General features: G+C 37.4%; 14 protein-coding genes and 1 pseudogene. All 15 read left to right on the top strand.

The features are described from left to right. Nucleotides 1–227 precede the first annotated feature (227 nt). Nucleotides 228–353: pseudogene (locus tag H8S51_RS05205) on the top strand (helix-turn-helix domain-containing protein); the annotation flags it as partial. A gap of 290 nt (nucleotides 354–643) precedes the next feature. Then, the gene (locus H8S51_RS05210) at nucleotides 644–874 is read left to right on the top strand and encodes a hypothetical protein (protein ID WP_186900608.1); all 231 of its coding nucleotides are present in this window, start codon (nucleotides 644–646) and stop codon (nucleotides 872–874) included. Nucleotides 875–881: 7 nt separating this feature from the next. Beyond that, nucleotides 882–1,802, top strand: coding sequence for a ParM/StbA family protein (locus H8S51_RS05215; RefSeq protein ID WP_241070910.1), 921 nt, complete (start codon nucleotides 882–884; stop codon nucleotides 1,800–1,802). Between the two features lie 11 nt (nucleotides 1,803–1,813). Continuing rightward, a complete protein-coding gene (locus H8S51_RS05220; RefSeq protein WP_241070911.1) occupies nucleotides 1,814–2,167 on the top strand; it encodes a hypothetical protein in 354 nt (117 codons plus the stop codon). After that, entirely contained in the window at nucleotides 2,118–2,594 is a 477-nt protein-coding gene (locus tag H8S51_RS05225; RefSeq protein WP_408639575.1) for a SecDF P1 head subdomain-containing protein, read from the top strand. Before H8S51_RS05220 ends, H8S51_RS05225 begins: the two co-directional genes overlap by 50 nt. Before the next feature lie 217 nt (nucleotides 2,595–2,811). After that, nucleotides 2,812–3,027: a helix-turn-helix domain-containing protein gene (locus H8S51_RS05230; protein ID WP_154520135.1), complete on the top strand. Its 216-nt coding sequence runs from the start codon at nucleotides 2,812–2,814 to the stop codon at nucleotides 3,025–3,027. A gap of 23 nt (nucleotides 3,028–3,050) precedes the next feature. Continuing rightward, nucleotides 3,051–4,784, top strand: coding sequence for a type I restriction-modification system subunit M (locus H8S51_RS05235; RefSeq protein WP_186900641.1), 1,734 nt, complete (start codon nucleotides 3,051–3,053; stop codon nucleotides 4,782–4,784). After that, nucleotides 4,781–4,996: a hypothetical protein gene (locus tag H8S51_RS05240; protein WP_186900642.1), complete on the top strand. Its 216-nt coding sequence runs from the start codon at nucleotides 4,781–4,783 to the stop codon at nucleotides 4,994–4,996. Before H8S51_RS05235 ends, H8S51_RS05240 begins: the two co-directional genes overlap by 4 nt. Before the next feature lie 58 nt (nucleotides 4,997–5,054). After that, nucleotides 5,055–6,187, top strand: a protein-coding gene (locus H8S51_RS05245) for an IS3 family transposase (RefSeq protein ID WP_118772524.1) whose coding sequence is annotated in 2 segments (ribosomal slippage) — nucleotides 5,055–5,322 and nucleotides 5,322–6,187 — 1,134 coding nt in all. Because the reading frame shifts where the segments join, the coding sequence is not laid out codon by codon here. A 51-nt stretch (nucleotides 6,188–6,238) separates the two neighbouring features. Beyond that, the gene (locus tag H8S51_RS05250) at nucleotides 6,239–7,285 is read left to right on the top strand and encodes a restriction endonuclease subunit S (RefSeq protein ID WP_256451918.1); all 1,047 of its coding nucleotides are present in this window, start codon (nucleotides 6,239–6,241) and stop codon (nucleotides 7,283–7,285) included. 3 nt (nucleotides 7,286–7,288) lie between these two features. After that, a complete protein-coding gene (locus tag H8S51_RS05255; RefSeq protein WP_186900633.1) occupies nucleotides 7,289–10,366 on the top strand; it encodes a type I restriction endonuclease subunit R in 3,078 nt (1,025 codons plus the stop codon). A 12-nt stretch (nucleotides 10,367–10,378) separates the two neighbouring features. After that, nucleotides 10,379–10,741: a DUF6361 family protein gene (locus H8S51_RS05260; protein WP_241070913.1), complete on the top strand. Its 363-nt coding sequence runs from the start codon at nucleotides 10,379–10,381 to the stop codon at nucleotides 10,739–10,741. Continuing rightward, complete coding sequence (locus H8S51_RS05265; RefSeq protein WP_241070914.1) at nucleotides 10,738–10,884, top strand: hypothetical protein; 147 nt, start codon at nucleotides 10,738–10,740, stop codon at nucleotides 10,882–10,884. Before H8S51_RS05260 ends, H8S51_RS05265 begins: the two co-directional genes overlap by 4 nt. A 1-nt stretch (nucleotide 10,885) precedes the next feature. Then, complete coding sequence (locus H8S51_RS05270; RefSeq protein ID WP_186900632.1) at nucleotides 10,886–11,407, top strand: O-acetyl-ADP-ribose deacetylase; 522 nt, start codon at nucleotides 10,886–10,888, stop codon at nucleotides 11,405–11,407. A gap of 89 nt (nucleotides 11,408–11,496) precedes the next feature. Further along, nucleotides 11,497–11,922 carry an EMAP domain gene (locus tag H8S51_RS05275; protein ID WP_015559630.1) on the top strand — a complete coding sequence of 142 codons (426 nt, stop codon included), beginning with the start codon at nucleotides 11,497–11,499 and terminating at the stop codon, nucleotides 11,920–11,922. The last annotated feature ends 94 nt before the right edge of the window (nucleotides 11,923–12,016 follow it).

Raw genomic sequence — 12,016 nt, forward strand, 5'->3', positions numbered from 1 at the left:
AATGCTTTCTGGCTGCTGCTATGCAAAAAGAGTGGGTGCAGAAAGTAGAAACGGATACGGAAGCGTAATAGGATGCAACCTGGGTAATGGGAAAACAGAGAAATAGTATCTTATCATTTTTTTTATGAAATTGGATGAGATTCTGCCTATATAATACGATTCTACCATTAAGGTGTGTACTTTTTGGGACAAAATAGATACTATAATTCTGAAAGGGGGAAGTATTTATGGACCTTGTGAAAATCGGAAGCTATATTGCAGAAAAAAGAAAAAAACTTGGTATGACTCAAAAACAGCTTGCTGAGAAACTGGGTAAGAGTGATAAGTCAGTTTCCAAATGGGAACGTGGTGTTTGAGTTATAATAGGACCAAGTTAGATGAAACCCAGTAAAATCAAGGGGTTATGCCTAATTTAGTCCTTATTTTTATACCAATTTAGCGGTAGATAAGGCAGCGCTGTTATATCAAAACCGAAAATCCAAGTCAGTATCACAGATGTCCGCAATCAGTCTGAGAGTGAATCTGTGTGCTTAGATTAGGTACAATTTTATATTAAAACATTTAGTGAGGACTAAATTAGCACTTGAGATGGAATATTCCATCAGCTGGTTTGGTCCTCTTTTTATTTGAGAGGAGTGGTCGAATGGGCAAAGTGTTAATTTGGTTCGTAATCATTATTAGTACAGTGGTTCTCTACTGTCTTATGAAAGTTAAGGCAGAGAGTGATGAACTGTATGAGGAATTAATGAAAAAACATTTTTATGGCAGGTCTGATGATATTCCTGCATCTGACAAAACCGAGCATTTGAAAGGGTGTGGGCAATTATATGAAATTTTGCAAAACAATAATGCAGACAATACAGAAAAGGAGTGAAAGGAACATGAATAACAAGTTAGAAGTAATCGGCATTGATCATGGTTGGCCAATGATGAAAACAATTTCTCAGGTATTTGTCACAGGAGTTAAGGAGATTACAACAACTCCGGCACTTTTCGGCGATGTACTTGAGTATGAAGGAAAGTTCTATAAGGTTGGAACTGTGAGGCAGGAAGTAAAGGATACAAAGGTCGAAGATGACAGCTTTTATCTTCTTACTCTTGCAGCAGTTGCTAAGGAACTTAAAAGAAGAGGTCTTGCAGAGGCAAAGGTATTCCTTGCTGTAGGACTTCCACTTACAAGATTTGGAGCAGAGAAGAATGATTTTATCAAGTACCTGACAAAGAATAAGCGTTTAAGCTTCAAATATGAGAATGAGTCATATCATATTGAAATTGATGATGTGGCAGTATTCCCACAGTGCTATGCAGCAGTGGTTGACAAGATACCTGCTATGGCAAAGAAAACGCTGATAGTAGATATCGGTAGCTGGACAATCGACATTATGCCGGTAATCAACAAGTCACCGGATGAATCAAAGTGTGTGACGATTCCAAAAGGTCTTATTACCTGTATGCGTTCTATCAATGAGCAGTGTGTAAGACAGCTTAACGGAGAGGTAGACGAGTCGGAGATACAGAACATCATGCGATATGGCAGGTCAGATATTGATGATGAATACTTTGCCATTATCAAGGCAGAGATAGAGGATTTTGTTGATAAGGTATATAACTCAATCCGTGAGTTTGGGTATAACTTAAAGACTACACCGATTGTATTTGTTGGAGGCGGGGCAGTTGTGATGAAGAATTTTGGTAGTCATGATGCTAAGAACATTTCCTATAACCTTGATGTAAAGGCAAATGCAAGAGGATATGAGCAGCTTGCCACAATGGGACTTAAAAGCACTAAGCGATTATCATAAGGAGGCAGATGATGGGAAGAAGACTTGAATATGAAGTAAAAACTTCTGTCCGCCTCAACATGAGCAATCCTCAGCATGTGAAAATCAATGATGTGATTCAGAACCTTGATCCGAAGATTTTCAAATCTAAGAACCAGTTCATTATAGATGCGATTCAGTTCTACATTGATAATTATGGAAAAGAAACTTTTGTTATCAAGAAGAAGGAAAAAGAGAGGGCTGAATATATCCGGTCAGAAGATATTGATGACATTAAGGAAGAAGTCATTGAAGCAGCAACCAATGAGGCTAGGAAAGAGGTCTGGATTGTCAATAGTGGGTATTGTATTAGGTATTATATGTCTTGTGTTGACAATAATAAATAGTGCAATCGGTGCATATCAAGGATATCATGGTGAAGCATGGTTTCAAAAAGGTTCAAATACTATAGAAGAAAATGTCAGTAATGATCAGCCATCAGGGAAACAAGAGACAAATATATTCACATTACGGGATAGCGATGGGAATATACTTATGACTGGTGGTATAAAATCGGCAGAAGCAACAATGGTTGATAATGGCGACGGAATCAAGAAGGCAGTAGTACAAATAGAGTTTGATGATGAATCAACGAAAACATTTGCAGATATTACTACAAATAATATTGGAAATACGATAGGTATTTATTTGAATGATGAAATGATTGCAAATCCAAGGGTAATGTGTGCAATAACTGAAGGTAGTTGTCAAATAGAAGTAGATACATATGAACAGGCTCAGGTATTATCTGAGACGCTTGAAAAGTGCAAATAATATTTACAATATGGAAGTAAATTGTGCCAAGTCCCGTTTTTTGGACATTAAATGATATAAAATAGGAATCAAGATAGAAGTATTCTGCCTTGGTTCCTTTTTTCTTTAGAAAATAGCATTCGATATTTGCAAATGCAAATTGTATATTCGCAATTTGTGTGCTATACTTACAATGATGGTATTAGATTACGACAATTGTTAGAGAGAGGAAATACATATGGCAATTAGTTATAATGGATTGTGGAAACTACTGATTGATAACAATATGAAAAAGGGAGATTTGTGTGCCAAGACTGGTCTTAGTTCCAGTACAATAGCAAAGATGACAAACTGTGAGTCAGTTAAACTATCTGTTCTGGAAAAAATCTGCAAAGAGCTGGATTGTAACTTTGGAGATTTGGTTGACTATGTACCGGATGAAGAAGAAAAGTAAATTACCTTATGGAGGAAAATGAAATGGCTACGAGAAGCGCAAAAATAGATCAGAAAGCAGACCTGATATGGGCAATAGCAGATAAGTTGACCGGAGTATATAAACCACATGAATATGGAGATGTTATATTACCGCTTACAGTAATCAGGCGTTTTGACTGTATTCTTTCCGATACAAAGGATGCAGTTTTGCAGAAATATGAGGAAGTAAAAAATCTTCCAATGAAGGATGTTTTACTTCGTAAGGCAGCAGAAAAAGATTTTTATAACACCAGCAAATATACATTTGAGAGACTTATGGATGATCCAGACCATATTGAGGAGAATTTCAGAGATTATCTGAATGGATTTTCAGCAAATGTGCAGGACATTCTGGAAAAGTTTAAGTTTGATGGTCACATCACAACTATGGCAAATAAGGGGATTCTTTATATTGTTTTAAAGGAATACACAACAGACAGAGGAAATCTTCATCCGAATGAAATCTCTAACCTTGAAATGGGCTATATCTTTGAAGAGATTATAAGAAGATTTTCCGAGTCGCATAATGAAGATGCAGGACAGCATTACACTCCAAGAGAAGTTATTCAACTTATGGTCAATATTCTCTTCTATGATGATAATGATATCCTTTCCGGTAATAATGTGGCAAAGACGATTTATGACCCGGCATGTGGAACCGGAGGTATGCTTTCTGTTGCAGAGGAATATTTACATAGTCTGAATGCTTCTACAGAGCTTGTATCTTTCGGACAGGAAATTAACGATCAGACATTTGCAATCTGTAAGGCGGATATGCTGATTAAGGGGAACAATGCGGATTATATCAAGGATGGCAACACATTATCAGATGATCAGTTTGCAGGTAGTACCTTTGACTATATCCTTTCCAATCCACCTTTTGGACGTGAGTGGAAGAATGAAAAGGCGAAAGTAGAGGAAGAGGCAAAGCTTGGCTTCGGAGGAAGATTTGGAGCAGGACTTCCGGCTGCAAGTGACGGACAGATGCTTTTTCTTATGACAGCGATATCAAAAATGAAAGATATTGATAAGGGTGGAAGCAGAATTGCAATCATTCATAATGGTTCACCACTCTTTACAGGAGATGCAGGGAGCGGACCTTCTGAAATCAGAAGATATATTCTCGAAAATGATTTACTTGAGGCAATCGTTGCTTTACCGAATGATATTTTCTATAACACAGGAATTGCAACCTATATCTGGGTATTGTCAAATAAAAAGGCAGGTACAGTCAGAGAGGGAAAAGTACAGCTTATTAATGCCAATGAGATGTTCGTGAAGAGAAGAAAAGCATTGGGAAATAAGCGAAATGATATTTCTGAGGAAGATATTGCAGAGATTACAAAGATATATGGTGATTTTAAAGAGAGTGAAATCAGTCAGATTTATGATAACGAGGATTTTGGTTATACAAAGATTACAGTAGAAAGACCGCTTCGTGATGAAGAAGGTAATCTAATATTGAAAAAAGGAAAGAAACAGCCGGATACCAGTCTTCGTGATACGGAAAATGTTCCATTAAAAGAGGATATCAAAGAATATTTTGAAAGAGAAGTATTACCTTTCGCACTGGATGCATGGATAGATACGAAAAAATCAAAGGTGGGATATGAGATTCCATTTACAAGATACTTCTATAAGTATGAAGCTCCAAGACCATCAGCAGAAATCATGGCAGAGATTATGGATTTAGAGACAGAACTGTCCGGAAGTCTTGAGGAGGTATTTGACCTATGAGAGAGATGAAGGATAGTGGGGTGAAGTGGGTAGGTGAAATCCCTTCTAGCTGGAAAGTATATAAGGTTAAACAAATTGCTGACAGCAATAATGATGTTCTTCCAGAAAATTATGAAGAAGAGCAAGAAATTGATTACATAGAGATTGGTTCTGTTACATATGAACATGGGGTAAGAACAACAGAAAAAATGAAATGGATAGGTTACAATTAACTGGACAGATTTTTTAAGGTCATATAATCTATAATAAATACACGAAGGAGCACTCTTTATGACCGAACAAAAACAACGACGAAAACCTCGCAAATATACAGATGAATTTAAACAGCAACTGGTGGAACTATATCGTTCCGGCAAACGCAGATGTGATATCTGCCGTGAATATGACATTGCTACTTCCCTGTTTGACAAGTGGGTAAAGCAGGCATCCAATTCCGGTTCTTTCCATGAAAAAGATAACCGGACTCCGGAGCAGGAAGAACTGATCCGGCTTCGGAAAGAAAACCAGCAGTTAAGAATGGAAAATGATATTTTAAAACAAGCGGCGCTGATCTTAGGACGAAAGTAAATGTGATTAAAGCAAATGCCCACAAATACTCTGTATCAGCAATGTGTCGCGTCCTACAGGTAAACAGAAGCACCTATTATTATGAAGCAGCAGCAAAAAAAGATGAATCAGAACTCACTGCAGACATTCAGGAAATTTTTAGAAAAAGCCGGAACCATTATGGTACACGAAAGATCAAGAAAGAACTGGCTGATTGCGGGAAACAGGTATCAAGACGCAGGATTGGACGGATTATGAAACAGGAAGGTCTGGTATCAAGCTATACTACAGCACAGTTTAAACCGCAAAAAGACAGATGTAATGAATCAAAAGTAGAGAATGTGTTGAACCGACAATTTCAAAACCAGCCATACCGCAATGTAGTGGTAAGTGATTTGACCTACGTAAGGGTAGGAAACCGCTGGAATTATATTTGTGTACTGATTGATCTTTTTAACAGGGAGATTATTGGATACAGTGCAGGAGAACATAAAACAGCAGAACTTGTAAAACAGGCATTTATGAAAGTAGACGGAAATCTGTCGGAAATCCATATTTTCCACACAGACCGTGGAAATGAATTTAAAAACGAGACAATTGAAGAACTGTTAGAAACGTTCCATATGGAACGCTCCCTGAGCCATAAGGGATGTCCTTATGACAATGCAGTGGCAGAAGCTACGTTCAAGATTATAAAAACAGAATTTGTATGGAATGAAACATTCCATACGCAGGAAGAACTGAAGATAAAACTATGGGATTATGTAAACTGGTATAATCATCACCGCATACATTCTTCCTTAGGGTATCAAACGCCTGTACAATATCGGAAAAATAACCTAAAAAAATTTGTCTGAAAAAGTGTTGACAATCCAAAATTTGGTAATGCACCAAGTAGGGCAAGACGTATTGTACATAATGGTGATACTATTATTTCAACTGTGAGAACATATTTAAAAGCCATTGCATATATTGATAATTCATTAGCAGATAAAATTGTATCTACTGGTTTTTCGGTAGTGACACCACATAAAGATGTTGTCGCAAAATTTTTATATTATGCATTGAGTACACATTCTTTTATATCAAATGTAGAAGCTCATTCTGTTGGCATTAGTTATCCTGCAATAAATAATACTAATTTGATGGATTTGAAAATTGTATTACCAATGCAACGTGAACAGATACAAATTGCTAGTTATTTGGATGCCAAGTGCTCAAAGATTGATGAAATTATTGAAAAGCAGCAGGCAATTATTGAAAAGTTAAAGGAATACAAATTTTCAATTATTACGGAAGCTGTAACAAAGGGAATAAATACAGATGTAGAGCTGAAGGATAGTACTATAGATATGTGTGAACAAATACCAGTTCATTGGAGCATATCGCAAAATAGATACTTATTCTCGTTACGAGATGAAAAAAATTATAAACCATTAGAGGAAGTGAGATTACTTTCTCTTTATACTGACTTAGGCGTGTTTCCACATGGTGAACAAGAGGAAAGAGGGAATAAGGCAGTAAAGGCAGAAGGATACAAGGTGGTTTATGAGAATGATATAGTAGTAAATATTATATTGGCATGGATGGGGGCAATAGGAAGATCGGCATATGATGGGGTTACGAGTCCCGCATATGATATATATAAACCAAATGAAAATGTATGTTCAAGATATTATCATTATTTATATAGGACAAAGCCGTTTTCTGCTGAATGTTATAAATATGGACGTGGAATAATGGCGATGCGCTGGCGGACATATTCATCAGAGTTTAAAAGTATTAAAGTGCCTGTACCACCTTATATCGAACAATGTCAAATAGCAGATTATTTAGATAGTAAATGTGAGATGCTTGATAAAACAATAGCTGATAGAAACAAAGCAATTGAAAAACTTCAGGAATACAAAAAATCCCTCATCTACGAGGTTGTTACAGGAAAAAAGGAGGTGTAGCTAATGTCTGATTTTGATGTAAAAGAGAAACGATTTGAAGAAGATATCGAAGACTATCTGATTCATCATGGCGGATATACCAAAGGTGATCCAAAGAAATTTAATCGTGAATCAGGACTTGATGAAGATACATTTGTTGAGTTTATTAAGACAAGCCAGCCTAAGAAATGGGACAGATATGTGAAAATCTATGCGGAGAATTCCGAGAAACAGGTGGTTGAGCGTTTTAAAAGAGAAGTCAAGACAACTAATCTTTTGAATGTGATGCGGCATGGATTTACGGACAGAGGAATTAAGTTTTATCCGATTTTCTGGAAGCCGGAGACCTCTTTGAATGAGACTACGCAGATTCAGTATGATGCGAATATCCTGCATTGTACAAGACAGCTTCACTACTCTGTACATAATGAGAACAGCATAGATATAGTGCTTTTTGTAAACGGAATTCCGGTAGTATCTATGGAGTTGAAATGCCAGTTTACAGGACAGGATACCACAAATGCCATTAATCAGTATAAGTTTGATCGTGCCGGTAAGGATGCAATTTTTGCCTTCAAAGAAAGAGTATTGGTGCATTTCGCAGTAGACCTTACCAATGTCTATATGACAACAAAGCTTGATGGCGCACACACTTATTTTCTGCCATTTAATCAAGGCAGTAATGGTGCCGGAAAAGTAGGCGGTAAAGGAAATCCTGTAAATCCAGATGGATATGATACAGCTTATCTTTGGGAAAGAGTACTCTGCAAGGACAGTTTGATGGAAATTCTACAGAAATATATGCACTTGCAACAGGAATATGATAAGAATGGAAATCTAGTGAAAGAGACTATGATTTTCCCAAGATATCATCAGCTTGATGTAGTCACAAAACTTCTGGAAGATGTGAAAAAGAATGGTTCGGGTAAGAGCTATTTGATTCAGCATAGTGCAGGATCGGGAAAGTCCAATTCGATTGCATGGCTGGCACACAGACTGACCGGACTCCATGATTATGAGGATAATAAGATTTTCCAGTCAGTAATCATCGTTACTGACAGACGAGTGCTTGACAGCCAGTTGCAGTCTACAGTATATCAGTTTGACCATGTGGAAGGTGTGGTTAAGAAAGTAGATAAAAATTCGGGACAGCTTAGAGATGCGATTAATGATGGCGTAGGCATTATCATCACTACTTTACAAAAGTTCCCGGTAATCTATAAAGAGGTAGATTCTGCAAACAAAAGATTTGCTATTATTATTGATGAGGCACATTCTTCGCAGACCGGAGATGCAGCGAAAAAATTAAAAAGAGCGTTAGCTGATACAGAAGAAATTCTGAAAGAGTATGCCGAGATGGAAGATGAGGACGAGAGAAATCGTAAGGACGATGAGGATAAGCTCTTAGATGAATTGGCGGCACAGGGTATGCATAAGAACTTATCATTCTTTGCATTTACAGCAACACCAAAAGGAAAGACATTGCAGATGTTTGGTCAGAAGGATGCGGAAGGAATCTACAGACCTTTCCATATATATTCTATGAGACAGGCAATAGAAGAGCATTTCATCTTGGATGTTTTGCAGAACTATATGACCTACAAAATGTATTACAAGATTGCCAAGATTATTGAGGATAATCCGGAATTTGATACAACTGCAGGTTCAAAGGCAATTGTAAATTATGAGACACTACATCCACATAATATATCTCAGAAGACTGCCATTATGCTGGAACATTTTATGAATGTCACAAGACATAAGATAGGTGGCAGGGCGAAGGCTATGGTTGTTACACCATCCAGACTTCATGCAGTGCGATATGTGCAGGAATTTAAGAGACAGATAAAAGAAAAAGGACTGAATGACCTTGAAGTGTTAGTCGCTTTTTCCGGTGAAGTGAAAGATAACGATGATGTGTTTACCGAAGAGGGAATGAACAAGGATAAAGAAGGCAAGACAATCAAAGAAAAGGCTTTACCGGAAACATTCCATACAGATGATTATGGAATCCTTGTTGTTGCGGAAAAATATCAGACAGGCTTTGATGAACCATTGCTTCACACCATGTTTGTGGATAAGAAATTGTCTGGTGTAAAGGCAGTACAGACTTTATCAAGACTGAATCGTACTACAAGAGGAAAAGTAGATACCTTCGTACTTGATTTTGCCAATTCAGCAGAAGATATCAAAGCATCTTTTGAGCCATTCTATGAGGAAACTGTGCTCTTGGAGGAAACAGATCCTAATGTTGTATATGACATGAAGAATACCTTGGATGATTTCAGGGTATATCAGAAATCAGAAGTGGATAAATTTGCGGATATTTTCTATCAGAATGAGAATCAATCAGCTGGTGATCTTGGAAAGCTTCAGGGACAGTTAAGACCAGCAGTAGACAGATATGAAGTGCTTGAAGTTGAAAAACAGGATATATTCAAGTCTACATTGGCAAGCTTTAATCGTGTGTATGCCTATATTACACAGGTATACAGGTTATTTGACAAGGATATTCACAGATTCAGTATTTATTCAAAGTTTTTATACACGATGCTTCCAAAAGGACATGGTGGAGAGAAGATAAATATTGATGACAAAGTTCTTCTTGAATACTATAAGCTGGAAAAAGACTTTGAAGGTCCGATAGAGCTTGAAAGCACAGAAGGCGGATATACACCTATCTCCGGTGATTCCGGTCATAGAGAGCCTAAGAAAGATCCGCTGACAGTAATTATTGATAAGATAAATGAAAAGTATGGAACCCATTTTACAGAAATGGATAAAGTACTTGTTCAGATGGAAAATGATTATGCCAATCAGGAGAAGTGGCAGAGCTACGCAAAGAACAATGACAGGGCAACCTTTATGTTGTTGTTTGAAAAGGATTTTCCGAATATGGCAGCAGACAGATATGAGCAGAATGACCAGTTTTTCCGCAAGCTATTTGACGATCCGGATATGATGAAACAGGTAATGGAAACTGTAGGTTCTGTACTGTATGAGAGATTGAAGAAGAAATATATCTTTGATCCGAAGTCTGGCGTAATTGAAGAGGCGACACCGGAGACTTATGTGGAAGATACATATTTGACGAAGAAATAAGGAAGTGAAAACATGCAGTTAGGATGGATAGATTTTTCAAAAGAAGACCGGCAGAAGGCATTAGATGTGATCAACCTTCTGAGTGAACAGGGAGCAGTCGATGAACTTGGAATCGGCATTATTCGTGATGCTTTTGCCAATTATTTCTTTCCGGGGACATCTACCATCCAGAATAGAGCAAAGTACTTCCTTATTGTTCCATATGTGTTAAGAGAAGCTGTTGATGGCAGGTATGAGGAGCGTATATTACGAGATATTCAGAATGGTATTACTCTTGAAAAACTGAATATGAGAAAGCGAAAGAAAACTCCAGAAGAAAAGGCTGCTGTTTTGAAAATGAAAAGAAAACAGCGGAGAGCAAAAAGCAGGCTATGAAAAATCATGCAGTAGAAAATAATACTTGTCAGGATGACACATTTTTCTATATTGTAGGATATACTTCCGGTGGAGCACCATATGGAGTAACTTGGGAAGAAATGGGACTGGAACCCTGGCAGGCTTTAGAAGAGGAGCAATAAGATGTATATAATAAAAACTATAAGAGGCGACATAACAAAGATAACAGATGTGCAGGCAATCGTGAATGCAGCAAACAATTCCCTTCTTGGCGGAGGTGGTGTAGATGGTGCGATTCACAGAGCAGCAGGACCGGAGCTTCTGGCAGAGTGCAGGACACTTCACGGATGTGAGACTGGCGAAGCAAAGATTACAAAAGCATATAATCTGCCTTGTGATTATGTAATACATACAGTTGGACCGATATGGTATGGAGGTAGGGATAAGGAAGAGGAACTTTTGGCAAGCTGTTATTTTAATTCGATGAAACTTGCATTAGAGAATGGAATTAGAAAAATTGCATTTCCATCTATATCAACTGGTGTGTATGCATTTCCTGTAGAACTGGCAGCAAAGGTTGCAGTAAAGATAGTTAATAGATTCCTGCAAGATAATCCGGACAGCTTTGATTTAGTCGAGTGGGTGTTGTTTGATGCTCATACTGAGGCGGTATATGAGGCTGAGGTGGATAAGATATATGAATAATAGAAACGAAATGTCTAGTATATCTGTTGATGATTTTGTTTTTGTCGATATAATATATTGTGAGAAATGAAGAAAAGGAGATTAACCAAATGGATAACAATGAAGTAGTAGTAGCAGAAGAAGTGGCAGCAGTTGCTGAAAATAATACAGGTATTGAAATTGAGCCTTTATTTGAAGAGCAGGTTGATTTTGATACATTTTCAAAGTCAGATTTTCGTGTTGTAAAGGTGAAGAATTGTGAAGCAGTTCCAAAGAGCAAGAAGCTTCTTAGATTTACACTTGATGATGGAACTGAGAATGAGAGAACGATTCTTTCAGGAGTACATGCTTTTTATGAGCCAGAGGAACTTGTTGGAAAGACATTATTGGCAATCGTAAATCTTCCACCACGTTCTATGATGGGAATAGATTCATGTGGTATGCTTCTTTCTGCAATTCACAATGTAAATGGAGAAGAAAAACTGAATCTGGTAATGTTAGATGATGCAATTCCAGCAGGTGCAAAATTGTATTAAGAGTATAAATGTCACATGGTTGTTAATAACTGTGTGGCATTTTATCGTTGTTGTTGATAAGAATGTGAAAAGCAGGAGGAACTATGGAGAGAGG

Source organism: Roseburia rectibacter (assembly GCF_014287515.2).
GTDB lineage: Bacteria > Bacillota > Clostridia > Lachnospirales > Lachnospiraceae > Roseburia > Roseburia rectibacter.